Annotated in this window: 20 protein-coding genes and 1 rRNA gene; 13 read left to right on the forward strand and 8 right to left on the reverse strand. The window is 47.0% G+C overall.

The window, feature by feature from the left end; translation table 11 throughout:
• The first annotated feature begins 22 nt into the window (after positions 1 to 22).
• The 5 genes from dnaN (at position 23) to ACZ5ZC_RS17270 (ending at position 6,377) form a co-directional block, all read left to right on the forward strand.
• Positions 23 to 1,123 carry a DNA polymerase III subunit beta gene (dnaN, locus tag ACZ5ZC_RS17250; RefSeq protein ID WP_005394106.1) on the forward strand — a complete coding sequence of 367 codons (1,101 nt, stop codon included), beginning with the start codon at positions 23 to 25 and terminating at the stop codon, positions 1,121 to 1,123.
• 9 nt (positions 1,124 to 1,132) lie between these two features.
• On the forward strand, positions 1,133 to 2,212 hold the full coding sequence (gene recF, locus ACZ5ZC_RS17255) for a DNA replication/repair protein RecF (RefSeq protein WP_464932150.1): 1,080 nt from the start codon (positions 1,133 to 1,135) through the stop codon (positions 2,210 to 2,212).
• A gap of 13 nt (positions 2,213 to 2,225) precedes the next feature.
• Positions 2,226 to 4,643, forward strand: coding sequence for a DNA topoisomerase (ATP-hydrolyzing) subunit B (gene gyrB / locus ACZ5ZC_RS17260; RefSeq protein WP_005394109.1), 2,418 nt, complete (start codon positions 2,226 to 2,228; stop codon positions 4,641 to 4,643).
• Positions 4,644 to 4,989: 346 nt separating this feature from the next.
• Entirely contained in the window at positions 4,990 to 5,406 is a 417-nt protein-coding gene (locus tag ACZ5ZC_RS17265) for a GreA/GreB family elongation factor (RefSeq protein WP_005394112.1), read from the forward strand.
• A 533-nt stretch (positions 5,407 to 5,939) separates the two neighbouring features.
• Positions 5,940 to 6,377, forward strand: a complete 438-nt coding sequence (locus ACZ5ZC_RS17270; RefSeq protein WP_005394114.1) for an Hsp20 family protein — start codon at positions 5,940 to 5,942, stop codon at positions 6,375 to 6,377.
• Positions 6,378 to 6,460: 83 nt separating this feature from the next.
• Here ACZ5ZC_RS17270 and ACZ5ZC_RS17275 read toward each other — a convergent pair whose 3' ends face one another.
• The 4 genes from ACZ5ZC_RS17275 to glyQ all read right to left on the reverse strand — a co-directional run bounded on the left by ACZ5ZC_RS17275 (position 6,461) and on the right by glyQ (position 13,235).
• Positions 6,461 to 7,714 (reverse strand): valine--pyruvate transaminase, encoded by a 1,254-nt coding sequence (locus ACZ5ZC_RS17275; RefSeq protein ID WP_046874585.1) that lies wholly within the window; start codon positions 7,712 to 7,714, stop codon positions 6,461 to 6,463.
• A gap of 221 nt (positions 7,715 to 7,935) precedes the next feature.
• A complete protein-coding gene (locus tag ACZ5ZC_RS17280; protein WP_464932151.1) occupies positions 7,936 to 10,020 on the reverse strand; it encodes an alpha-amylase in 2,085 nt (694 codons plus the stop codon).
• A gap of 217 nt (positions 10,021 to 10,237) precedes the next feature.
• Complete coding sequence (gene glyS, locus ACZ5ZC_RS17285; RefSeq protein WP_005378875.1) at positions 10,238 to 12,304, reverse strand: glycine--tRNA ligase subunit beta; 2,067 nt, start codon at positions 12,302 to 12,304, stop codon at positions 10,238 to 10,240.
• A gap of 13 nt (positions 12,305 to 12,317) precedes the next feature.
• Positions 12,318 to 13,235: a glycine--tRNA ligase subunit alpha gene (gene glyQ / locus ACZ5ZC_RS17290; protein ID WP_005383818.1), complete on the reverse strand. Its 918-nt coding sequence runs from the start codon at positions 13,233 to 13,235 to the stop codon at positions 12,318 to 12,320.
• A gap of 484 nt (positions 13,236 to 13,719) precedes the next feature.
• On the opposite strand from glyQ, the gene ACZ5ZC_RS17295 reads away from it, so the two are divergent.
• Together ACZ5ZC_RS17295 and ACZ5ZC_RS17300 are read left to right on the forward strand one after the other, a co-directional pair.
• Positions 13,720 to 14,274, forward strand: coding sequence for a TMEM165/GDT1 family protein (locus tag ACZ5ZC_RS17295; RefSeq protein ID WP_012841256.1), 555 nt, complete (start codon positions 13,720 to 13,722; stop codon positions 14,272 to 14,274).
• Between the two features lie 206 nt (positions 14,275 to 14,480).
• Positions 14,481 to 14,741, forward strand: a complete 261-nt coding sequence (locus ACZ5ZC_RS17300) for a hypothetical protein (protein ID WP_031780377.1) — start codon at positions 14,481 to 14,483, stop codon at positions 14,739 to 14,741.
• A 42-nt stretch (positions 14,742 to 14,783) separates the two neighbouring features.
• Here ACZ5ZC_RS17300 and tusA read toward each other — a convergent pair whose 3' ends face one another.
• A complete protein-coding gene (gene tusA / locus ACZ5ZC_RS17305) occupies positions 14,784 to 15,032 on the reverse strand; it encodes a sulfurtransferase TusA (protein ID WP_005394130.1) in 249 nt (82 codons plus the stop codon).
• A gap of 133 nt (positions 15,033 to 15,165) precedes the next feature.
• Between tusA and ACZ5ZC_RS17310 the strand changes: the two genes are divergently transcribed.
• Both ACZ5ZC_RS17310 and ACZ5ZC_RS17315 read left to right on the forward strand, forming a co-directional pair.
• Entirely contained in the window at positions 15,166 to 15,348 is a 183-nt protein-coding gene (locus ACZ5ZC_RS17310; RefSeq protein ID WP_005394131.1) for a hypothetical protein, read from the forward strand.
• Between the two features lie 166 nt (positions 15,349 to 15,514).
• Entirely contained in the window at positions 15,515 to 16,459 is a 945-nt protein-coding gene (locus tag ACZ5ZC_RS17315; RefSeq protein ID WP_005378881.1) for a LysR family transcriptional regulator, read from the forward strand.
• A gap of 51 nt (positions 16,460 to 16,510) precedes the next feature.
• Here the strand turns inward: ACZ5ZC_RS17315 and acuI are convergent, their stop codons facing one another.
• From acuI to fadB, 3 genes are all read right to left on the reverse strand, one after another.
• On the reverse strand, positions 16,511 to 17,491 hold the full coding sequence (acuI, locus tag ACZ5ZC_RS17320) for an acrylyl-CoA reductase (NADPH) (RefSeq protein WP_464932152.1): 981 nt from the start codon (positions 17,489 to 17,491) through the stop codon (positions 16,511 to 16,513).
• A 281-nt stretch (positions 17,492 to 17,772) separates the two neighbouring features.
• Positions 17,773 to 18,948, reverse strand: a complete 1,176-nt coding sequence (gene fadA / locus ACZ5ZC_RS17325) for an acetyl-CoA C-acyltransferase FadA (protein WP_464932153.1) — start codon at positions 18,946 to 18,948, stop codon at positions 17,773 to 17,775.
• A gap of 14 nt (positions 18,949 to 18,962) precedes the next feature.
• Positions 18,963 to 21,134, reverse strand: a complete 2,172-nt coding sequence (gene fadB, locus ACZ5ZC_RS17330) for a fatty acid oxidation complex subunit alpha FadB (RefSeq protein WP_464932154.1) — start codon at positions 21,132 to 21,134, stop codon at positions 18,963 to 18,965.
• A gap of 261 nt (positions 21,135 to 21,395) precedes the next feature.
• On the opposite strand from fadB, the gene ACZ5ZC_RS17335 reads away from it, so the two are divergent.
• The 4 genes from ACZ5ZC_RS17335 (at position 21,396) to ACZ5ZC_RS17350 (ending at position 26,067) form a co-directional block, all read left to right on the forward strand.
• Entirely contained in the window at positions 21,396 to 22,019 is a 624-nt protein-coding gene (locus ACZ5ZC_RS17335) for a YigZ family protein (protein WP_193448136.1), read from the forward strand.
• A gap of 46 nt (positions 22,020 to 22,065) precedes the next feature.
• Positions 22,066 to 23,523 carry a TrkH family potassium uptake protein gene (locus ACZ5ZC_RS17340; RefSeq protein WP_006743175.1) on the forward strand — a complete coding sequence of 486 codons (1,458 nt, stop codon included), beginning with the start codon at positions 22,066 to 22,068 and terminating at the stop codon, positions 23,521 to 23,523.
• A gap of 9 nt (positions 23,524 to 23,532) precedes the next feature.
• Positions 23,533 to 24,060: a menaquinone-dependent protoporphyrinogen IX dehydrogenase gene (gene hemG / locus ACZ5ZC_RS17345; protein WP_005378894.1), complete on the forward strand. Its 528-nt coding sequence runs from the start codon at positions 23,533 to 23,535 to the stop codon at positions 24,058 to 24,060.
• Between the two features lie 454 nt (positions 24,061 to 24,514).
• A 16S ribosomal RNA gene (locus ACZ5ZC_RS17350) occupies positions 24,515 to 26,067 on the forward strand.
• Positions 26,068 to 26,156: the final 89 nt, after the last annotated feature.

A 26,156-nucleotide genomic window follows, 5' to 3' on the forward strand; every position in this document is an offset into this window, starting at 1 on the left:
CTGACAGCGTAAAGAGCCAAGCATGAAATTTACCATTGAACGTAGTCATTTAATCAAACCGCTACAGCAGGTTTCGGGCGCTTTAGGTGGTCGACCAACTCTGCCAATCCTAGGTAACCTACTTCTTAAAGTAGAAGAGAACGTATTGTCGATGACGGCAACCGATCTTGAAGTAGAGTTAGTAAGCAAAGTGACGCTAGAAGGTGATTTTGAAGCGGGCAGCATTACCGTTCCTTCGCGTAAGTTTCTCGATATCTGCCGTGGTTTACCGGACGATGCGATCATCACATTTGTTTTAGAAGGTGATCGCGTACAAGTTCGCTCTGGTCGCAGCCGTTTCTCATTGGCAACGCTTCCTGCGAACGATTTCCCTAATATTGAAGACTGGCAAAGTGAAGTGGAAGTATCACTGAGCCAAGCTGATTTACGTACGCTGATCGACAAAACTCAGTTCTCGATGGCGAATCAAGACGTTCGTTACTACCTCAACGGCATGTTGTTTGAAATTGACGGCACCACGCTACGCAGCGTGGCGACGGACGGCCACCGTATGGCGGTATCGCAAACTCAGCTAGGTGCAGACTTTGCGCAGAAGCAAATCATCGTGCCACGCAAAGGTGTGCAAGAATTAGTGAAGTTGATGGATGCGCCAGAGCAGCCCGTAGTACTTCAGATCGGTAGCTCCAATGTTCGTGCTGAGGTGAATAACTTTACTTTTACCTCTAAGTTGGTTGATGGTCGTTTCCCTGACTACCGCCGCGTATTGCCTCAGAGCACCAATAAGACCCTAATAGCAAGTTGTGACGAGTTGCGCCAAGCCTTCTCTCGTGCTGCGATTCTTTCCAACGAAAAATTCCGTGGCGTGCGTGTGAATCTGGCTGATACTGAAATGCGCATAACCGCGAATAACCCAGAACAAGAAGAAGCGGAAGAGATGCTTGATGTGACCTTTGAAGGTGACGCCATCGAAATCGGCTTTAACGTAAGCTATGTGCTTGATGTTCTGAACACGTTGCGTTGTGAAAATGTACGTGTGTCGATGTCGGATGCTAACGCTAGCGCATTGATTGAAAATGCCGACGATGACAGTGCCATGTACGTGGTGATGCCAATTCGTCTATAAGCCAACTGAATGCCTCTTTCTCGTCTCATCATTCAGCAGTTTCGAAACATTAAAGCCTGTGATATTGAGTTATCAGCAGGCTTTAACTTTCTTATCGGGCCGAACGGCAGCGGTAAAACCAGTGTCTTAGAAGCGGTTTACCTGCTCGGGCATGGCCGCTCATTCAAGAGTTCTCTCACCGGACGAGTGATACAAAATGAGTGTGACGAACTGTTTGTTCATGGTCGTTTTTTGAACTCGGATCAATTTGAGCTACCTATCGGCATTAATAAGCAGCGTGATGGCTCAACAGAGGTTAAAATAGGCGGTCAATCTGGACAAAAATTAGCGCAGTTGGCACAAGTTCTGCCTCTGCAGTTGATACACCCAGAAGGGTTTGATTTACTGACAGATGGCCCTAAACATCGTCGTGCGTTTATTGACTGGGGCGTGTTTCATACCGAGCCCGCTTTTTATCAAGCATGGGGAAGGTTCAAGCGCCTGAACAAGCAGCGCAACGCGTTGTTGAAAACCGCCAATAGTTATCGTGAACTCAGTTATTGGGATCAGGAAATGGCAGGGTTGGCTGAAAACATCAGCCAATGGCGAGCAAGTTACATCGAGCAGATGAAAACCGTCGCAGAAACTATCTGTCAGACATTTTTGCCAGAATTTGAGATCCAATTGAAGTATTATCGTGGCTGGGATAAAGACACCCCATACCACGAGATACTAGAAAAGAATTTTGAGCGTGATCAGGCATTGGGATACACCTTTAGTGGCCCAAACAAAGCTGATTTGCGCATTAAAGTGAACGGAACGCCCGTTGAAGATGTTCTGTCACGCGGTCAATTAAAACTCATGGTGTGTGCATTGCGTGTCGCGCAAGGGCAACACCTGACAGAGATGACCGGTAAACAATGCATTTACCTAATTGATGACTTCGCGTCGGAATTAGATAGCCAACGTCGCAAGAGTCTTGCTGACTGCTTAAAAGAGACGGGCGCACAAGTATTTGTAAGCTCTATCACTGAAAGCCAAATCGCCGATATGTTGGACGATAACGGTAAATTGTTTCATGTGGAACATGGCAGGATAGAGTCAAACTAGAAGAGAGAAACTCATGTCTGAAAATTACGATTCATCGAGTATTAAGGTACTGAAGGGTCTGGATGCGGTACGTAAGCGTCCAGGAATGTACATCGGCGATACGGACGACGGCACCGGCCTTCACCACATGGTTTTCGAGGTGGTGGATAACTCAATTGATGAAGCGTTGGCAGGTCACTGTAAAGACATCGTTGTGACAATTCATGAGGATAACTCGGTTTCCGTTAGCGATGATGGTCGTGGCATTCCAACAGAAATCCACTCAGAGGAAAATGTCTCTGCAGCAGAAGTAATCATGACGGTACTTCACGCGGGTGGTAAGTTCGACGATAACTCATACAAAGTATCGGGTGGTCTTCACGGGGTAGGTGTTTCAGTAGTAAACGCACTATCAGAGAAAGTTGAGCTGACGATTCATCGTGGTGGCCATATCCATACACAAACCTACCGCCATGGTGAGCCTCAAGCGCCACTAGCCGTTGTGGGTGATACGGATAAAACCGGTACACAAATTCGTTTCTGGCCAAGTGCCGAGACCTTCTCTAACACTGAGTTCCACTATGACATTCTGGCGAAACGCCTGCGTGAACTGTCATTCCTGAACTCTGGTGTATCGATCAAATTGGTTGATGAGCGTGAAGCGGACAAACACGATCACTTCATGTATGAAGGTGGTATTCAAGCGTTCGTTGATCACCTAAACACCAACAAAACGCCAATCATCGAAAAAATCTTCCACTTTAACTCAGAGCGTGAAGACGGCATTTCAGTTGAAGTGGCGATGCAATGGAACGATGGTTTCCAAGAGAACATCTTCTGTTTTACCAACAATATCCCACAGCGTGATGGTGGTACTCACCTTGCTGGTTTCCGTGCTGCGTTAACACGTACATTGAACAGCTTTATGGATAAAGAAGGTTTCTCTAAGAAAGCAAAAACAGCGACTTCAGGCGACGATGCGCGTGAAGGTCTAACTGCGGTTGTTTCGGTGAAAGTGCCTGATCCTAAGTTCTCAAGCCAAACAAAAGACAAACTGGTTTCTTCTGAAGTGAAATCAGCTGTTGAGTCTGCAATGGGTGAAAAACTGTCTGAGTTCCTGATTGAGAACCCGACAGAAGCGAAGATGGTTTGTTCGAAAATCATCGATGCAGCACGTGCACGTGAAGCAGCACGTAAAGCTCGTGAAATGACGCGCCGTAAAGGTGCACTAGACCTAGCTGGCCTTCCAGGTAAACTTGCAGACTGTCAGGAAAAAGATCCGGCACTCTCTGAACTATACATAGTGGAGGGTGATTCGGCAGGCGGCTCCGCAAAACAAGGCCGTAACCGTAAGAACCAAGCAATCCTACCGCTAAAAGGTAAGATTCTTAACGTAGAAAAAGCACGTTTCGACAAGATGCTGTCTTCGCAAGAAGTGGCCACTCTGATCACTGCACTTGGTTGTGGTATCGGTCGTGACGAGTACAACCCGGACAAGCTGCGTTACCACAACATCATCATCATGACCGATGCCGATGTCGATGGTTCGCACATCCGTACGCTACTATTGACCTTCTTCTACCGTCAAATGCCAGAGCTTATCGAGCGTGGTTACGTGTACATCGCTCAGCCACCACTTTACAAAGTGAAAAAAGGCAAACAAGAGCAGTACATCAAAGACGAAGAAGCGATGAACCAATACCAAGTATCATTGGCTCTGGATAATGCATCGCTACACGTAAACGCAGAAGCACCAGCATTGGCAGGTGAAGCACTAGAGAAGCTTGTTCAACAGTACAATGCGGGTATTAAACTGGCGGAACGTATGAGCCGTCGTTACCCAAGTGCTTTGGTAAACGAGCTGATTTACACTCCTCGTCTAACGCCTGAGCAATGCCATGACGCATCAGTTGTTGAAGCGTGGACGAAGCAGCTTATTGAGCAGCTGAATGCGAAAGAAGTGGGCGCTAGCCAATACAGCTACGAAGTTGAACAGCACGAAGAACTAGGCTTAAACTTGCCTAAGATCGTGGTTCGTACTCACGGTGTGACGCACGAACATGCAATTAGCATCGATTTCCTAAACTCGAAAGAGTACGGCAAATTGGCTGATCTATCAGAAGCACTGGATGGGCTTCTGGAAGAAGGCGCGTACATCAAACGTGGTGAGCGTACGATGCCAGTAGCAAGCTTTGCAGAAGCGCTTGATTGGTTGGTTAAAGAGTCAATGCGTGGTCTGAGCCGTCAGCGTTACAAAGGTCTAGGTGAGATGAACCCAGATCAGCTGTGGGAAACGACTATGGACCCAGAAACGCGTCGCATGATGCAAGTAACGATTGAGGATGCGGTAGGCGCAGACCAATTGTTCACAACACTGATGGGTGACCAAGTAGAACCTCGTCGTAACTTCATCGAAGAAAACGCGCTGAAAGTAGCGAACTTAGACGTGTAACGACAACTTATCTTAATAGAAAAAAGCAGCGAGAAATCGCTGCTTTTTTTTGTTTTAACCACCAATGAAAATCGCCACTTTCTGCCAAGACTTTGGTTTTTCTGGTGCTAATTGCCAATAACCTGATCAAGCTTGCCATTTTATTTCTGTTTTCTTTTTTTCTCGCCATTTTGTTCGCTTGGGCGCTTTTGCTTTCTTTTTTCTGCTCGCTATAGTGCTGAAGAGCTGATGAATAAGGAGGTTGAGAAAATGGTGATGACTTTCCTGAACTAAGCCGGAGGTGATGCACTTCCGGTTCAATGCACTGAATTTATTTGTAAGACAAGGCATTAAGAAGGAAATAATCATGTTTGAACGCTGGTTCTCGGCGTACTGTTTGGCGCTGCGAACTTGGTGGTTAACCAGTCGCTTTTTAACCTATCAATCACCACTAAGGTTGTTATCGCTATTTGAAACCTGCGAGCAACAGGCCCATTGCCGTAACCGAGCTCGTATTGCGGTTGGGGACACGGTTCGCTTAGTGGATGTTGAACGCGCCTATCAATATCGCATGACGTTAGTTAGCTCGCGCAAGGGGCAACCGATGACAGGTATGCTCGCGGTCGATTCTTATTTGGGGTCTCGATTGTTAGGTCGAGCTAAAAATGATGCGCTCGAAGTGGAAATTTTTAATCAGCGACGCTGCTTTGTGATTACTGAAATTGTTCATCAATCGCAGCCACCAGCGCAGAGAATGCTGTGTGGCTGTCTGTTGTGCCAATAAATAGAGGTGAAGTCATGAGTAAGAAAGACAAGAAACAACCACAGTTGAGTCTGAAAGAAAAGCGTAAGTTAAAACAGGAAAAAGCGGCAGAAAAGAGCGTTGTAAAAGCGCGTAAATCCTCCCGTAAGTAGAGTGCAGATTGAGCCCACCAGAAAGGTGGGCTTTTTAATACCGATCGCAAAGCGAGGGTAAACTGACCTTTCTGGGGGAGATAGCGAGCGCACTTAAAATTTTTTATTTTTTCCCTTGAAAGTCATTTTTGACGACCTTATATCTAGTTGTGAAGAGGATGACTGGCTTGCTAGAGACTAGAAGACAGCCCTCTGGAATCGCTAAAACGAGATCGCTCAAAAGAGGATATGGCGTTTTAGCACACAACTTAAACCTTTAGATTCAATATCATGTCTCCGAGCCAAACCAAGGCCAGTGGAATGATAAGAATCTCTTAGTTCGGCGTCGGTTTTTGCATAAACACGCCAGTAGGATGAAGTTCATCCGAACTAAGACTATTGCTTAATTAAGAGGATAGATTTATGCGTAACGTAGATTTCTCACCACTATACCGTAATGCAATTGGCTTTGATCGTCTGCTAAACCTGATGGAAGCGAATACAGCGAAAAATACTTCTGGCGGTTACCCTCCGTACAACATTGAGCAAAAAGACGAGCATAACTACCGTATTACTATGGCAGTTGCTGGCTTCTCTGAAGACCAACTCGATCTGACTCAAAACGAAAACATGTTGATTGTGAAGGGCGAACGCAAAGCAGAAGAAGGCAAAAACTACGTGTACCAAGGCATTGCTGAGCGCGACTTTGAACGTAAATTCCAGCTAGCGGATTACGTCAAAGTGACTGGTGCATCAATGGAAAATGGCTTATTACACATTGACTTGGTTCGTGAAATCCCAGAAGCAATGCAACCACGTAAAATTGCTATCGGCAGCAACAACCTGCTAGAAAATAACTAATCAGCAAGTAATTTGCTTATAGAGTGAGAAAGAGCGCCAGTTGGCGCTCTTTTTAATTTGTGTCTTTGATGTGGGAGTTTGCTTTACTGACCTTGTTGGTAAGCCTTTTCAACTTCTTCCGCGATAATCGCAATCCCTTTCTGCATCATCTCATCGTCTTGAACGTAGTTCATGCGTAAGCACTGATGAGCGTGGTCCCATTCGTCTTTCTGGCCAATAAAGAAGTATTCACCCGGGACTATCAATACCCCACGCGCTTTCAAGCGTTGGTACAGTTCCATTGTTGTTATTGGCAGTTCATCAAACCATAACCACAAGAAGATAGCGCCTTCCGGTTTGTGAATACGGAAGCGCTCATCGGTAATCGCTTCTTGCAGCAGTTCAACCGCACGTTGCGACTTCTGCTTGTAAAACGGCTTAATCACCTCTGAACTCAGTTTAAGCAGGTCGCCTTTAGCGATGATGTGGTTTGCCAGCGCTGGACCCACACTGCCTGGTGCTAGGCTGATGATGCCGTTCATATTGGTTAACGCTTGAGTGATTTCTTCACTCGCAATCACAATCCCGCAACGCACGCCAGGCAAGCCAAGTTTGGATAGGCTCATGCACAAGATGGTGTTTTCATTCCAGAACGGTTCGACATCTTCAAAGATGATGTTCGGGAACGGCAAGCCGTAGGCGTTATCGATGATCAGTGGGATGTTGTTTTCACGTGCGAGTTTGTCCAGTTTACGCACTTCTTCGTCTGTCAGTACGTTACCCGTTGGGTTGGTTGGGCGAGATGCGCAGATTGCCGCAACAGAATCGTCGACGGTTAGCTGTTCAAAATCGACGTGGTATTTAAACAATCCGTTATCTAACAGCTCGATTTCTGGGTGGTAAGAGACAAAAATATCTTCATCAATGCCAGCATCACCATAGCCGATGTACTCAGGCGCGATAGGCAGTAGCACCTTCTTATGCGAACCGTCAGGCTGTTTACCTGCGAGTAAGTTGAACAAGTAGAAGAAGCCACTTTGGCTGCCGTTAGTTAGGCTGATGTTCTTCTCTGAAATCTCCCAACCGTAAGTTTCACGGAATAACTGAGCCAGCGCTTTCACGAACGCGTCTTTACCCTGCGGCCCATCGTAGTTGGCGAGTGCGGCGACGAGTTCGCCACTGGCGAGCATTTCCTCACTGGCTTGGTGAAAGTAATCGAGCATGGCAGGAATGGCGGCTGGGTTACCTCCACCGAGCATGATGGCACCTGGTGTGCGTAGACCATCATTCAAATCGTCCATTAACTGCGTGATACCTGAATACTGATTAAATTTTTCACCAAACTTTGAGAACTGCATGCTGACTGATACCTAATTCATTGTGATTGCTTATGTGTATTGAATGCTGATGAAACATCAGCTTATAGAGTAATACTTGACCTTACCCTAATGTTATTACGACGCAAAGTGTGAATTTACTCGAAGAAGAAAAAAGTTTGTCATCAGACCAGATGATGGGGATATGAGCAGTGAACAGAAAAGGGAAGCGGGATGCTTCCCTTGCTGGTGGAGTGAATCGGCTATTCGCCAGTGTAGACGATCAGCACTTTGTCGTCGTGGTATTGGCGCTCGAACGCGTAATACCCTTCTTGATTGCGAGTGATGTGTTTGCCTTGCGCAACCGCTGGGTGGCGTTGACGGAACTCGCCGAGTTTTTGCCAATGTTGCAGCAAGTCTTCACGTTCGCCATGAATCTTATCCCATGGCATATCAGAGCGAGTACCTTGAGTAGGATCGGAGCCAGTCACGCCAAAGTCACGAGCAATCTCATCGCCGTAGTAGATTTGGACTGCACCCGGAGCCAGCATTAGTGCATTTGCAGCGCGTGCTTGGTCATCGAAGCTGCGGCTGCGCGCTGACCAAAACAGTTGAGTATCGTGCGAAGACAGGTAACTCAACACGTTGAACTCAGGATCGGAGTTAATACGTTCCGCGTAGCGGCGATAATCGCTATCGAGTTGAGCGAAGCATTTCAGCGCTTTTGGTGCTACGTCAGATTGGAACTCGAAGTTGATGATGGAATCGAAGCCGTTATCGAAATACGGGCTCTTCACCACGCTGTGTGCCCACACTTCACCTGTCATCCAGAAAGGTAGATCATCCAAGGCTTTGTCTGGGTTGTTTTGCTTCCACTGGGCAAGCGCTTGAGTGGTGCTGGCTTTCAGCTCTGCCCACGCTTCCATTTCAACGTGCTTAGCAGTGTCGACGCGGAAGCCATCAATGCCGTAGTCGCGTACCCAGTCGGATAACCACGTAATCAGATGCTCACGCGGGGTTTGCAGCTCATCTTGCGCATTGGTGTCTTTATTGCGGAAGAAGTTTGGTAATCCGGTTTTCTGAGTCGATTCGGTTTTGAGATCCGGTAGGTAGTTCAAAGACATGGTGATGTCATTGTAGCCTGGTGCATCGTAGTCGCCGATGTCGGTACGAAGCCAATCTTTGCCCCACCACTTTTCCCACGCTTCTCTATCACCGTATTTGATGTAATCGTTGAAGCTGTGCCAGCTTTGTCCCGATTTTGGCTGCCAGTCGGTCCATTTCTCACCAAGGATTTCTTTGGCTTCTTGGTCATCAAGGTAAAGCTGACCAAATCCGAATTCCTGCATGTCTGCTAATGTCGCATAACCTGTGTGGTTCATGACCACATCCCAAATCACGCGGATGCCTTTCTTGTGGGCGGTATCAACGAAGGTTCTGAGTTCATCTTCGGTACCCATGTTGGCATCAAGCTTGGTCCAATCTTGGTGGTAGTAGCCGTGGTAGCCGTAGTGCTTAAAGTCGCCTTTATCGCCGCCGCCAACCCAGCCGTGGATTTGTTCCAGTGGCGAGGTTATCCAGATAGCATTCACACCAAGTGATTCGATGTAATCGAGTTTTTTCGTCAGACCCGCCAAGTCACCACCGTGGAAGGTGCCAATCTCATATTTTCCGTCTTTGCTGCGACCGTAGCTGTTGTCGTTGTCTGGGTTACCGTTGTAGAAGCGGTCGGTCATGACGAAGTACACCGTCGCGTTATCCCAGCTGAATGGTTTATCGGCTTGTTGTTCAACTTCTTCTAGCAGCAATAGACCTTGGCTCATAGGACCCGGCTGCATGGTGACGCTGCCATTGGCGACTGTGGCTTCTTGTCCGGTTAAGGCATCGCGAACGACAGTGCCATCATTAAAGGTTTGAGCAACATTGATGGTTTTTGGCGTGTCAGTTGCGACAGGGCAAGAGTAGGTGATGTCCTGAGTCTGTTTTGGTTTGATCTTTACCGTCAGCTCGTTGGTGGTTGGATTGAGCGTAAATTGATAGGTATTGGCTTTGAAGATGCGCAGCGGCATTTGTGCATCAGTGGCGCAGTTATCCATTTTTAATGGACGATTGAACTTGATGCGATCTTCTTCTGTTAGGGCAAAGCTACTGCCACAACTTTGCTTGCTGTCAGCAATGGTAAAGGTATAACTGCCTTTTTCGAGTCTTTGCTCGGCGACAAGTAAGCCCTGTGAGTTTTCCTCAAAAACAGCGGTGTCATCACCAACGCTTAATACGATGGCATTTTCTGGAATCTGGCTGCAGGCGCTCAGTAGACCGATAGAGAGTGCGAGAATTGTTTTTTTCATTGTGTCCTTCCCCCGAATAAACAGTTCAGTTATAGCAAAACTGTGCCTCTACAATCCGAGCTCTACACCAACAAGTTAAACGCGTCTCACCCTACAAATTTTAGTCTTGTTCACAAAATGAATAATAAGCGTCACCTTCATCGGTTTGAAGGCAACAAAAAAGGGAAGTATCTGCTTCCCTTTTACTTATTTCTTAATCACTTCGAAGAGTAATGAATTACTTTTGAAGCAAAGAAATGTCTGCGATCTGAAGGAACAGGTTACGCAGGTTGTTCAGTAGTGTCAGACGGTTCTTCTTAAGTGCTTCGTCGTCTGCCATTACCATTACGTTATCAAAGAACGCATCCACTGGCTCACGTAGATCTGCTAGCTTGCTTAGGGCTTCTTGGTAGTTACCGGTCGCAAATGCAGGCTCTAGTGCTTCAGTCATGACTTCAACGCTTTCTGCTAGTGCTTTCTCTGCGTCTTCTTGTAGAAGTGCTAGGTCGATGTCTGCTGCTAGTTCGCCGTCGAATTTCGCTAGGATGTTACCTACACGTTTGTTCGCTGCTGCTAGAGACTCAGCTGCTTCTAGTTCACGGAAGTGAGAAACCGCTTTAACTCGTTGGTCGAAGTCTGCTGGTTTCGTCGGACGACGAGCTAGAACCGCTTGAATGATGTCTACGCTGAAGCCTTCGTCTTGGTACCAAGCACGGAAACGACCAAGCATAAACTCGATAACGTCTTGTTCAACGTTGTCGTTGGTTAGGCGGTCGCCAAACAGTGACTTCGCTTTCGCTACTAGGTCAACAAGGTCTAGGTTGTAGCCGTATTCAACGATGATACGTAGTACACCTAGAGATGCGCGGCGTAGTGCGAATGGGTCGCTGCCTTTAGGTGCTTGACCAATACCGAAGATACCTACGATAGTGTCTAGCTTGTCTGCCATTGCAACTGCAGTTGAAACGCCGTTTGATGGCAGTTCATCACCTGCGAAACGAGGCATGTATTGCTCGTTCAGTGCTACTGCAACTTCTTCTGCTTCACCGTCGTGGCGAGCGTAGTGCATACCCATAACACCTTGAGTATCCGTGAATTCGAATACCATTGAGGTCATTAGGTCACATTTTGCTAGTAGACCAGCACGCTTTGATTTCTCAACGTCAGCACCGATTTGCTCAGCAATGTAGCCAGCAAGTTCTGTAATGCGGTCTGTTTTGTCTTTGATCGTACCCAGTTGCTTTTGGAAGATCGCTTGCTCTAGTTCTGGCAGACGGTCGATAAGCGGACGCTTACGGTCTGTGTTGAAGAAGAATTCTGCGTCAGCAAGACGAGGACGAACCACTTTCTCGTTACCTTCGATTACGTAACGAGGCTCTTTTGATTCGATGTTCGATACGAAGATGAAGTTAGGTAGTAGCTTCTTGTTTTCATCGTAAACAGGGAAGTACTTCTGGTCACCCTTCATGGTGTAAACCAACGCTTCAGAAGGCACTTTTAGGAACTCTTCTTCAAACTTCGCTGTTAGTACTACTGGCCATTCAACCAGAGACGTGACTTCTTCTACTAAGTCATCTTCTAGGTCAGCGATACCGCCAACCGCTGCTGCCGCTTTTTGTGCGTCAGCTAGGATGATGGCTTTACGTGCTTCGTAATCAGCCATAACTTTACCGCGCTCTTCTAGGATTGCAGGGTATTGCTCAGCAGAATCGATAGTGAACTCTTGCTCACCCATGAAGCGGTGACCACGGATAGTGCGGTCAGAAGCAACACCAAGGATCTCGCCTTCGATTAGGTCGCTGCCCATTAGCATGGTTAGCGTCTTAACTGGACGGATGAACTGAGTCGTTTTGTTACCCCAGCGCATTGGTTTTGCGATAGGTAGGTTTGCTAGTGCTTTCGCTGCAAGTTCAACGACGATCTCAGACGTTGGCTGACCTTTCACTTCTTGTTTGAACAGTAGCCATTCGCCTTTGTCTGTAACCATGCGTTCTGCTTGGTCAACCGTGATGCCACAACCGCGTGCCCAGCCTTGAGCTGCTTTTGTTGGGTTGCCTTCCGCGTCAAACGCTGCAGAAACCGCAGGACCACGCTTTTCAACCACTTTGTCAGACTGGCTGTCTGCTAGTGCTGCTACTTTTAGAGCAAGACGACGAGGTGCCGCGAACCATTTCACGCCTTCGTGAGCAAGCTCAGCGCCTTTTAGTTCTGCTTCGAAGTTTGCTGCGAATGCTTCAGCTAGAGTGCGAAGTTGCGTTGGTGGTAGCTCTTCTGTACCTAGCTCGATTAGAAATTCTTTTGCCATGTTACTCTACCCCTTACGCTTGTTCTTTCTTACACATTGGGAAGCCTAGAGCTTCACGCGATGCGTAGTATGCTTCTGCAACTGCTTTCGTCAGGTTGCGGATGCGTAGGATGTAACGTTGGCGTTCAGTTACTGAGATCGCTTTACGTGCGTCTAGTAGGTTGAATGCGTGACCAGCTTTTAGAATGCGCTCGTAAGCAGGTAGTGGCAGTGGCTTTTCAAGCTCAAGCAACTCTTTACACTCTTTCTCACACTGCTCGAAGAAACCAAATAGGAATTCAACGTCTGCGTGCTCGAAGTTGTAAGTCGATTGCTCTACTTCGTTTTGGTGGAAGATATCACCGTAAGTCACCTTGCTGCCGTCTGGCGCGATGTTCCAAACTAGGTCGTAAACAGAGTCTACTTCTTGGATGTACATTGCTAGACGTTCGATACCGTAAGTGATCTCACCAGTGACTGGTTTACACTCAAGGCCGCCAACTTGTTGGAAGTAAGTAAACTGAGTTACTTCCATACCGTTTAGCCAAACTTCCCAGCCTAGACCCCATGCGCCTAGTGTTGGGTTTTCCCAGTTGTCTTCTACGAAACGGATGTCGTGTACAAGAGGGTCAATACCAAGAACTTCAAGGGAGCCAAGGTACAACTCTTGAATATTGTCAGGCGATGGTTTTAGCGCTACTTGGAATTGGTAGTAGTGCTGAAGACGGTTAGGGTTTTCACCGTAACGGCCATCAGTAGGACGACGTGAAGGTTGTACGTAAGCTGTCGACATTGGCTCTGGGCCAAGCGCTCGTAGACAGGTCATTGGGTGAGAGGTACCCGCACCCACTTCCATATCTAGCGGTTGAACAATGGTACAACCATTTTGAGCCCAATAATCCTGCAGCGCGAGGATCATTCCCTGGAAGGTTTTGATATCGTATTTTTGCATAAGTCAGGTTCGCGCGATTCTCTTGTTACTCGTTAATTCGTCATCTATGCCGAGTTTTTCAACTCTAACAACGGCGATAAAGAGTAATTACGGTTGAATAAATTAACAATCTAGTATAACCAGATATTGAGCATGGGAGTAGAGCTAATCTTGATTAATTCGTGGGCGATTTTCTCCTTTAATGAATTTTTACCGCGTTATCTGCTGTATTTTTCTTAAAAGGGAGTTTTTGCCTGCTTTGGCTCTTGAGAAGCGCAACAAAGGTGGCTAGAATTGCGCCTGTCTTTGGGGAGTAGCTTACCTGATGAAGTTTCTGTTTCATCTGGTTCGTCCGTCAACATAATTGGTGCAAAATCACCATGGCGTTCGAGACTTGAAGCCTTTCAAGTTTAGCAAGACCTTAGACAAATCATCACGAACCGGGGTAGGGGCGTGAGGTTTGTCTTTGGTTAAATATAATAATCCCTGCCCCAATGAGCATGTCGTGAGCGTTTTAGCTATTTCAATTACTACTGTAGCGTTAGCAGAAATTGGCGATAAGACCCAATTGCTATCTCTATTACTCGCAAGTCGTTACCGCAAACCAATCCCAATTATTGCAGCAATCTTTTTGGCAACCATTGCCAACCACGCTTTGGCTGCATGGTTAGGTGTGGTTGTCGCTGACTATTTATCACCTGATATTTTAAAGTGGGTGCTGGTGGTCAGTTTTGTCGCGATGGCGGCTTGGGTGTTGATTCCTGATAAGTTGGATGATGACGAACAGATTTCAAACCGAGGTCCTTTCATTGCCAGCTTTATTGCTTTCTTTGTGGCTGAGATTGGTGATAAAACTCAGATCGCCACTTCTATCCTAGGCGCGCAATACGCGGATGCGCTGAGTTGGGTCATACTTGGCACGACCATTGGTATGTTGTTGGCTAACGTGCCTGTGGTGTTAATTGGTAAGCTTTCAGCAGACAAGATGCCCCTGGGGTTGATTCGTAAAGTCACCGCTATTTTGTTCGTGTTGTTGGCGATTGGTGCGGCCTTCTTTTAATGTTTTTAGGCGGATAACGCAGCCTGAAAATGGAAAATGTTATCCGCGAACAATCGTTAAAATGATGCAAATAATCAATAACTAGCGAATTAGTGGCGTAGCTCAAACTCTGACTTAAAATCGCTCCGTAGCGTGACGGATGACATATTAGTGTCATACTTGTCATGGTAGTTTAATGGTGTGAATGATAGCGAGAGGGCAAGTTTATGCTTACACGTTACATGGGGATGACCCCAAAGAGTCAGAGTTATTTATTCACCTTTGGTTTGGCGCTGTGCTTGTTAGCGATGGTACTGACTGATATGTGGTTGCCGATTGTGGCAGGATCGTTCGTTCTTACTGGATTAACAGTAGAGGCGTGGATTCGCGTAGCCCACATCATTCCTATGCATGAAGAGATGCGGGCAATGAAAAAACAACTCAACAAGCTCCAATCAGAAGTTCGCACACTCGAATACGATGAATAAACAAACGGCAGCCAATCGGCTGCCGTTTTTAATTCGACCAGATTATTCCAATCCTTTCTTGATCAGGTACTGATACGGAACTTGCTCCGTTTGTGCCGCAATTAATTGGTGATCCATAAAACGGCAGAAACTCGGAATGTCTCGAGTCGTGGATGGGTCATCTGCTTTGACCAGCAAAATCTCACCATCTTGCATGTTGCGAATTGTCTTCCTGACCATCATCACTGGCTCTGGGCAGCGCAGTCCTTCCGCCTCTAATGTCTTTGTTGCCAGTTCAGGATTAAAGCTCATAGTGTGATTCTCGTAACTAACTTAGCGGTGAATTCTACGTTCGTTGAAAAAATATTCAATAACCACTTGGCAAACGGAATTTTTTGTTTTACCTTAAATTAACAATTTGGTAACAACTGGCAAGAGAGAGGCAATGTTAACAGCGTTAGACAGACTTACGATTTACTCCGTACTTTGTTTTATCTCGTTTTGTGCTTTGGTACTCAGAACGCCAGCTGACACCTCTTTGATGCCTCTTGTAGGCATGGTTGCCACTATTATTGGGATTTGGATCGAGATGCGCAAATGGTCAGGTGCATCTGAGCAAGAAAATTAGCGCTTTTTGCTTCGATCAGAATACTTTAATAACGCTCACCTATTTTTACCGACACTTCATTCCGACACTATCCCCATTTTTCTTGGGCTTCCCCGCTGAAAGGCGGGATTTTTTTTGCCTGAAGAGTACAATTTACCCAAACACATACAAAATAAGTGGCTAATTCGTGGAACTGGAAGACATCTATCGCCGAGATTTAAATTTACTGGTTGCGTTGCGAGTACTGATAGAAGAAAACAGCGTCAGTAAGGCGGCAACACGTCTGAATTTGAGTCAATCAGCAATGAGTCGTGTGCTTGGTCGTCTGCGTGACTTATTGGGAGACCCGCTGTTTACTCGTCAGGGGCAGCATTTGATCCCAACTCAGAAAGCGTTAGAGATCGATCGCTCATTAGGCGAGCCATTAGAGTCTTTACGTCAGTTGTTATCTCCGGTTGAGTTTGACCCATTGCAATGCGTACAGACTTTCAACATCGTGACCACCGACTATGCCATGCAAACGATCTTACCGTTCGCTTTGCCGAGAATTTACCAAGAAGCGCCAAACGTGTCTTTTAACTTCTTACCACTGCAACACGACCGTTTATCAGATCAGCTCACTTATGAAGGTGCAGACTTAGCGATTTGTCGCCCGACAGGCCCGGTGGAGCCGCTACGCAGTGAAGTGTTGGGGCGAGTGGGGGTGCTGTGTATGCTTTCAAAACAGCATCCATTAGCGGATAAAGAAATGAGCTTAGATGATTATCTGAGTCATCCACATGCCATGATCGCCATCAGTGATGGTGTTAAGGCACTGATCGAACAAGCTTTGATGGAGAAACCTAAGCGTAAAATGGTTCTGCGGGCTTACCATTTAGAAGCTGCATTGGCGATCATGGATACCCTGCCTATTATCATCACAGTGCCCGCGGATTTGGCGTATTTGGTTGCCGAGCGTTATGACTTGGTGGTGAAACCACTACCCTTCCAATTTACTCCATTTGAGTATTCGATGATTTGGCATGCGCGTTGCGAGCATTCTCCTGCTCAAGAATGGTTAAGAACGATTGTGCGTGAAGAATGTAGCCGTCTAATAGCTAAGCGTATCGAAGATATGGGACTAAACTGCTAACAAAAAGAGCCAGCATTGCCGGCTCTTCGTTTGTTTACGCTGAGTCAGTGTTTATAGCTTGATAACCACACGACCTGTTACTTGACCGTTGGTGATGTCTTCTGCGTATTTTGGTGCTTCTGCTAGTTCTACTTCAGTACACGCTTGCTCGAAATAGCTGTCTGGTAGTAGTTCAACCAGTTTTTCCCATGCTGCGATGCGTTTCTCTGTTGGACACATTACTGAGTCCACACCTTGTAGACGAACGTTACGTAGGATGAACGGCATCACTGTAGTTGGTAGATCAAAACCACCTGCAAGACCACAAGCGGCGACTGCACTGTTGTAATCCATTTGCGCCAGTACTTTTGCTAGTACTTTGCTGCCGACGGTATCTACCGCACCTGCCCATACTTGCTTTTCAAGTGGACGTGCTGGTTCCTCAAATTCAGTACGGTCGATGATGCGGCTAGCACCTAGTTTTTCAAGTAGCGGGCCGTTTGTCTCTACACGTCCTGTCACTGCAGCAACTTTGTAGCCAAGCTGTGCTAGGAGCGTTACTGCAACCGAGCCTACGCCGCCACTTGCGCCCGTTACTAGGATTTCACCAGCTTCAGGTTTGATGCCTGCATCAAGCAGTGCTTGAACACATAACATACCAGTGAAGCCAGCAGTACCAACCATCATTGCTTTCTTGCTGTCTAGACCTTTTGGTAGTGGCACTAGCCAATCCGCTTTTAGACGAGCACGTTGAGCCATGCCACCCCAATGGTTTTCACCCACGCCCCAGCCAGTTAAGACCACTTTGTCACCTGCTTGGTAACGCGAATCTTCAGAACTTACAACCGTACCCGCTAGATCAATGCCAGGTACCATCGGGAAGTTACGGATGATTTTACCTTTACCTGTGATCGCCAAACCATCTTTGTAATTCAACGACGAGTAATCGACTTCAACCAGAACGTCACCTTCCGGCAGTTGTGTTTCATCGATTTTCTCGATACTAGCGATAGTGCGTTTGTCTTCTTGGTTTAGAACTAGAGCATTAAACATAAGGTTCTCCGAAATTGCGTTAGCGTGACTCAGTTGCCACATACAGCAAGATATTAACTGTCTATAAGTCTATGTCTTCTCTATCTATGAATAAAATGAAAGTTACTCATTTCATGTATGCTTTGTATGCATGTTTACTATGTTTGGCGTAAAACAAAGGGCGACATCTGATGTCGCCCTTAAGTGTAATACTAAATTATTTTAGTATTTATTCATTTCATGCTGGTTGTTGAGTAGATCACTACGACCATCGTCGTTTTGAGCCTACTTCACTCAAAGCGTTAAGGCCTCTCAAATACGGTCGCTATACCCTGACCCAAACCGATACACATGGTGGCTAGACCGTATTTCGCGTCTTTCGCTTCCATTAGGTTGATCAACGTTGTTGAGATGCGTGAACCAGAACAGCCTAGTGGATGACCCAATGCTATCGCACCACCGTTAAGGTTGACCTTCTCATCCATCACATCAAGCAGACCTAAGTCTTTAGCACACGGCAGAGACTGCGCTGCAAATGCTTCGTTTAGCTCAACCACATCCATGTCTTCAATTGAAAGACCAGCACGCTTGAGCGCTTTTTGCGTCGCCGGTACCGGACCGTAACCCATGATGGATGGATCGCAACCTGCGATCGCCATGCCCTTAATACGTGCGCGAATTTTCAAGCCAAGCTCATTGGCTTTCTCTTCACTCATGATCAGCATCGCTGATGCGCCATCAGACAGCGCTGATGATGTACCGGCTGTTACTGTGCCGTTTGCTGGGTCAAACACAGGACGAAGCTGAGACAGACCTTCAACTGTTGTCTCTGGACGAATCACTTCATCATAGTCGAGAGTAAACAGTGTACCGTCAGCCGCATGGCCTTCAATTGGTAGGATTTCGTTTTTAAAGCGACCCTCTACGGTTGCTGCGTGCGCACGAGCGTGAGAGCGCGCGGCAAACTCGTCTTGTTGCTCACGGCTAATGCCATGTAATTTACCAAGCATTTCAGCCGTTAAGCCCATCATGCCCGCAGCTTTTGCTACGTTCTTGGACATACCAGGGTGAAAGTCTACCCCGTGGTTCATCGGCACATGCCCCATGTGCTCAACGCCACCAATTAGGCAGATTTCAGCATCGCCAGTCATGATCGCACGTGTACCGTCATGCAGCGCTTGCATGGATGAGCCACACAAACGGTTAACCGTCACAGCGCCAATTTCAATCGGCAGGCACGCGAGTAGCGCGGCATTACGTGCAACGTTAAAGCCTTGCTCTAGTGTTTGCTGTACACAACCCCAGTAGATGTCTTCAATCTCGCTTGGGTTCACTTGTGGGTTACGTGCAAGAATGCCTTTCATTAGACGCGCAGATAGATCTTCTGCTCGTGTATGACGGAAAGCACCACCTTTAGAGCGACCCATTGGAGTACGTAGACAATCGACTACGACAACATTTCTTGTTTGATTAGTCATTTTAGAATCCCTCCTTAGATAGAACCTTGCTGTTGTGCACCGTAAAAGCTTTCACCTTTCGCCGCCATATCAATCAACATTTGCGGTACTTGGTACATCGCACCTAGCTCGGCGTGTTGTTTTGCCATTTCAACGTATTCAGCAATACCCACGCTGTCTAGATAGCGGAATACGCCACCGCGGAATGGAGGGAAACCAAGACCATAAACCAATGCCATATCTGCTTCCTGAGGAGTCGCGATGATGCCTTCTTGTAGGCACAGCACCACTTCGTTGATCATTGGAATCATCATACGTTGAATGATGGTCTCATCGTCAAAGTCCTGCTTATCGGCACAAACGTCAGCAAGTACCGGTAATATCGCTTCTGAGAAGGTTTTCTTCGGCTTACCTTTTTTATCTATGGTGTAGCTGTAGAAGCCATTACCATTCTTCTGACCATATTTGTCTGCTTCGAATAGTGCATCAATCGCATCACGACCTTGTTTACCCATACGCTCAGGGAAACCCTCTGCCATCACAGCTTGTGCGTGGTGCGCGGTATCAATGCCGACTACGTCAAGCAAGTACGCCGGTCCCATCGGCCAGCCAAACTTACGCTCCATGACTTTGTCGATTTTCGTAAAGTCAGCACCATCACGAAGTAGCATGCTGAAGCCGCCAAAGTATGGGAACAATACGCGGTTAACGAAGAACCCTGGGCAGTCATTGACGACAATTGGTGATTTGCCCATTTTCGCAGCATACGCCACAACACGATTGATGGTTTCATCAGAGGTGTGCTCACCACGGATGATCTCAACAAGAGGCATACGATGCACTGGGTTGAAGAAGTGCATACCACAGAAGTTTTCTGGGCGTTTTAGTGATTTTGCCAATAGGTTGATAGGAATCGTCGAGGTGTTTGAGGTGATAACGGTGTCGTCACCGACATGGGACTCAACTTCACTCAAAACTGCTGCTTTTACTTTCGGGTTTTCAACGACAGCTTCAACAATCACATCAGAGTTTTCAATACCTGCGTAATGTAGGCTCGGTGTGATTGACGCTAAAATACCTGCCATCTTAAAGCCGTCAATGCGACCGCGAGATAAGCGTTTATTCAGCAGCTTAGATGCTTCAGTCATGCCTAGGTCGAGCGACGCTTGCGCGATGTCTTTCATTAAGACAGGCACACCTTTTAGCGCTGATTGGTAAGCAATGCCGCCACCCATGATACCTGCACCTAACACGGCTGCACGTTGCGTGTCTTTACTTGCTGACTTCGCTGCTTTTTTCGCAATGCCTTTGATGTATTGATCATTAAGGAATAGGCCAACGAGTGATTTTGCTTCTTCCGATTTAGCCAATTTCACGAAGTGCTTACGTTCAATGTCTAACGCTTCATTACGTGCAAAGCGAGCACCTTCTTCAATCGTGATAACGGCTGTCATTGGGGCAGGGTAATGAGGACCTGCTTTTTGTGCCACCAGACCCTTCGCCATGGTGAAGCTCATCATTGATTCAAGCTTACTCAGCGTTAGCGGAGATGTTTTCTGTGCTCGGCGTGCTTGCCAGTCAAGTTTCTCGTTAATTGCAGAGTTCAGCGTTTGTAGTGCCGATTCGTATAAAGCATCAGTCTCTACAACAGCATCGAGTAAGCCAATTTTCAATGCTTCATCAGCTCGGCATGCTTTACCTTGGGTGATGATTTCCATTGCGCTGTCTGCGCCAATAACGCGAGGTAAGCGTACACAACCACCAAAGCCCGGCATGATTCCCAGTTTCGTTTCTGGTAGGCCGATGCTGGTGGTTTTGTCACCAATACGCATGTCTGTTGCTAGCACACATTCACAACCGCCACCAAGAGCGTGGCCTTTGATCACCGAGATGGTCGGAACGGGTAAGTCTTCTAATTTGTTAAAGATGCTGTTAGCAAATTGCAGCCATTGGTCGAGCTCGGCATCCGTTTTAGCAAACAGACCTAAAAACTCGGTAATGTCTGCGCCTACAATGAATGCGTCTTTATCTGAAGTGAGCAACAACCCCTTAAGGCCTTGATGGGCAATGAGCGCATCAAGAGCTTTATCTAGCGATTCTAATGTCGCTAGGTCGAGTTTGTTGACGGATTTTGGAGAGCAGAAGCTTAGCTCTACAATACCATCTTGTATTTCCTTTACCTGTAGGGTTTCGGCTTGGTAAATCATTGTCTATCTCCATGACATACAATCGTGGATTGTCTGTATACCTATTTCAACGACGCCGTGTACCTCGGCAAATAGGTATCGAGGAAGTCGTTTTATTTTTGTTCTGGTTTGACCAGTAAAGTTAGTTTGGATCGTGGATTGTCTAATTTCAATACATTTTTTAAACAAGTGTTTAACATTGTGCGCTGTGGCAGATCTTATGCGACGGGTAAATCACACTCGTGATAGACTTCAGGCAAATAGACCTGAATCCATAATCCTATGAATGACAAGCCTTATCTGATTCCAGCAGAGCCCGCTCAATTTGAAGAAGAAATTAAAAAGAGCGTCTTCATTACTTATTTGGCACACACGCCAAGTATCGAAGCTGCAAAAGCATTTGTTGATCAAATCAAAGCTAAACACGCTGATGCTAGACATAACTGTTGGGGCTTTGTTGCTGGTCGACCAGAAGATTCGATGAAGTGGGGCTTTAGTGATGATGGGGAGCCGTCCGGAACTGCAGGCAAACCGATCCTGGCGCAGCTGTCTGGCTCTGGGGTGGGGGAAATCACGGCAGTGGTCACGCGATACTCTGGTGGAATCAAGTTAGGTACAGGCGGCTTGGTTAAAGCGTATGGGGGTGGGGTACAACAAGCGCTCAAGCTGCTTCAAACTATTGAGAAAAAAATAACCACAAAGCTCAGACTAACGTTAGACTATGGGTTTATGCCGATCGCACAGTCAATCATGCCGCAATTTGGTGCGGTAGAAGTCGAGGCTGAATACAGCGATCAGGTGGTATTAGTGGTGGAAATTGAGCTTCGAGAAGTGAGCGCGTTTACCCAAGCAATCATCAATAAAAGCGGGGCAAAGGCAATTGTCACTCCGCTAGACGGACAATAATGAAAAACAGGAAGCAACAGGGACAGCTTCGCTAGTCAATTTATCCATGCAATTTCGTTCAATTATTCGAATCGTCGGGCTACTGCTCGCACTCTTTAGTGTCACTATGCTTGCGCCAGCACTCGTTGCGCTGATCTATCGAGATGGTGCAGGTGTGCCTTTTGTCACGACATTTTTTGTTCTGCTGTTTTGTGGGGCCGTTTGTTGGTACCCAAACCGCAGGTATAAGCACGAGCTTAAAGCTCGAGATGGCTTTCTTATTGTCGTTCTGTTCTGGACAGTACTTGGCAGCGCAGGCTCGATCCCCTTTCTAATAGCTGACAACCCAAACGTCTCAGTCACGGATGCGTTTTTTGAATCGTTTTCTGCTCTCACTACGACCGGGGCGACCGTTATTGTTGGTTTGGATGAGTTACCTAAAGCGATTCTATTCTATCGACAGTTATTGCAGTGGTTCGGCGGTATGGGAATCATCGTATTAGCAGTGGCGATTTTGCCAGTACTTGGCATTGGTGGTATGCAGCTTTACCGCGCCGAGATCCCTGGTCCAGTCAAGGACACTAAAGTGACGCCGCGCATAGCAGAAACCGCTAAAGCGCTTTGGTACATCTATTTGAGCCTGACTATCGCCTGTGCATCGGCTTTTTGGTTAGCTGGTATGACGCCATTTGACGCCATCAGTCACAGCTTTTCCACCATTGCCATTGGTGGCTTCTCTACCCACGATGCCAGCATCGGATACTTTGATAGTTACGCGATTAACCTGATTACGGTGGTTTTTCTGCTTATATCTGCATGTAACTACACGCTGCACTTTGCTGCATTTGCATCGGGTGGTGTGCATCCCAAGTATTATTGGAAAGATCCTGAGTTTCGCGCCTTCTTGTTTATTCAAGTGCTGCTATTTGTTATTTGCTTTCTATTATTACTGAAACATCACTCTTACACATCGACATACGATGCTTTCGATCAGGCACTTTTCCAAACCGTGTCAATTTCGACAACTGCGGGCTTTACGACGACAGGTTTTGCGGATTGGCCGCTCTTCTTACCTGTACTGCTATTGTTCTCCTCTTTTATAGGTGGTTGTGCTGGTTCAACAGGCGGCGGCATGAAAGTGATCCGTATCCTGCTTCTTACCTTACAAGGTGCGCGTGAACTAAAACGTTTGGTCCATCCACGCGCGGTTTACACCATCAAAGTAGGTGGCAGTGCCCTACCGCAACGTGTTGTCGATGCGGTTTGGGGCTTCTTCTCCGCATACGCATTGGTATTTGTGGTTTGTATGTTGGGCTTGATTGCTACAGGGATGGACGAGCTCAGTGCATTCTCTGCGGTGGCTGCAACTCTGAACAACCTCGGTCCAGGCCTGGGGGAAGTGGCGCTTCACTTTGGTGATGTTAACGACAAAGCAAAATGGGTATTGATAGTTTCTATGCTGTTTGGTCGTTTGGAAATCTTTACCTTACTTATTCTACTTACGCCGACATTTTGGCGTAGCTAAGGGGAAATCGTGGCAAAAGCATTATTTCTATACTCTTCCCGCGAAGGGCAGACTAAAAAAATTCTCCACTATATAGATGAACAACTTCCAGACTTCGATTGTGAGCTGGTGGATTTACATAATGTCGAGACGATTGACTTCAGTCAATACGACAGAGTGTTGATAGGCGCCTCTATTCGTTATGGTCATCTTAATAAAAAGCTATACCAGTTTATTGAGCGAAATCTCAATCAATTGGAGCAAAATAAAGTGGCATTTTTCTGCGTAAACCTAACCGCTCGTAAAGAGGACCAAGGAAAGGATACACCTGAAGGTAGTGCTTACATTCGTAAGTTTCTAATTAAGTCGCCTTGGAAACCAACGCTAATCGGTGTTTTTGCTGGTGCACTTTATTACCCACGTTACAGCTGGTTCGACAGAACTATGATTAGGTTCATTATGTCGATGACAGGTGGCGAAACCGATACGACCAAAGAAGTGGAATACACCAATTGGGAAAAAGTGGCTCTTTTCGCAGATAAATTCAGAGAACTGTAGAAATAACGTGCTCTTTTGACTGCTTTTGATGCAAATTTATCCGAACGATAAAAAAATCAAAAAAAACGAGAAAAAGGGCTTGCCAATGTGATCGCAATCTCTATAATGCCACCTCGCTGACACGGCAACGCTTCGAAAGAAACGAAGTCGAGGTTAGCAAGCCAAATTAGCCAAGCGGAAACGCTTGAAGAAAGTTTGAAAAAAGTGATTGACACTAAACTTTAACTCGCTAAAATGGCCGTCCTGTTTTGAGCAAAGCTCAACAGGAAAAGCTCTTTAACAATATAGACCTATCAATCTGTGTGGGCACTCGTTGATGATAATCCAATTAGAAGCTTCGGCTTCAAATTAGGTTTCAATGAAACGAAGTGACCATTGAATCTTCGGATTCAGCACAGTCAATTCAAACATTACTTATGTAATGTTCAGTATTCATTGAGCCGAACAAAATCTTAAATTGAAGAGTTTGATCATGGCTCAGATTGAACGCTGGCGGCAGGCCTAACACATGCAAGTCGAGCGGAAACGAGTTATCTGAACCTTCGGGGAACGATAACGGCGTCGAGCGGCGGACGGGTGAGTAATGCCTAGGAAATTGCCCTGATGTGGGGGATAACCATTGGAAACGATGGCTAATACCGCATGATGCCTACGGGCCAAAGAGGGGGACCTTCGGGCCTCTCGCGTCAGGATATGCCTAGGTGGGATTAGCTAGTTGGTGAGGTAAGGGCTCACCAAGGCAACGATCCCTAGCTGGTCTGAGAGGATGATCAGCCACACTGGAACTGAGACACGGTCCAGACTCCTACGGGAGGCAGCAGTGGGGAATATTGCACAATGGGCGCAAGCCTGATGCAGCCATGCCGCGTGTATGAAGAAGGCCTTCGGGTTGTAAAGTACTTTCAGTCGTGAGGAAGGCGGCGTCGTTAATAGCGGCGTTGTTTGACGTTAGCGACAGAAGAAGCACCGGCTAACTCCGTGCCAGCAGCCGCGGTAATACGGAGGGTGCGAGCGTTAATCGGAATTACTGGGCGTAAAGCGCATGCAGGTGGTTTGTTAAGTCAGATGTGAAAGCCCGGGGCTCAACCTCGGAATAGCATTTGAAACTGGCAGACTAGAGTACTGTAGAGGGGGGTAGAATTTCAGGTGTAGCGGTGAAATGCGTAGAGATCTGAAGGAATACCGGTGGCGAAGGCGGCCCCCTGGACAGATACTGACACTCAGATGCGAAAGCGTGGGGAGCAAACAGGATTAGATACCCTGGTAGTCCACGCCGTAAACGATGTCTACTTGGAGGTTGTGGCCTTGAGCCGTGGCTTTCGGAGCTAACGCGTTAAGTAGACCGCCTGGGGAGTACGGTCGCAAGATTAAAACTCAAATGAATTGACGGGGGCCCGCACAAGCGGTGGAGCATGTGGTTTAATTCGATGCAACGCGAAGAACCTTACCTACTCTTGACATCCAGAGAACTTTCCAGAGATGGATTGGTGCCTTCGGGAACTCTGAGACAGGTGCTGCATGGCTGTCGTCAGCTCGTGTTGTGAAATGTTGGGTTAAGTCCCGCAACGAGCGCAACCCTTATCCTTGTTTGCCAGCGAGTAATGTCGGGAACTCCAGGGAGACTGCCGGTGATAAACCGGAGGAAGGTGGGGACGACGTCAAGTCATCATGGCCCTTACGAGTAGGGCTACACACGTGCTACAATGGCGCATACAGAGGGCGGCCAACTTGCGAAAGTGAGCGAATCCCAAAAAGTGCGTCGTAGTCCGGATTGGAGTCTGCAACTCGACTCCATGAAGTCGGAATCGCTAGTAATCGTGGATCAGAATGCCACGGTGAATACGTTCCCGGGCCTTGTACACACCGCCCGTCACACCATGGGAGTGGGCTGCAAAAGAAGTAGGTAGTTTAACCTTCGGGGGGACGCTTACCACTTTGTGGTTCATGACTGGGGTGAAGTCGTAACAAGGTAGCGCTAGGGGAACCTGGCGCTGGATCACCTCCTTATACGATGATTATTGCGATGAGTGTTCACACAGATTGATACGGTTTATGAAGTTTAAGAGATAGAACATCCCCCAAGATGTTCAACTTAG

The organism is Vibrio sp. JCM 18905 (assembly GCF_055393305.1).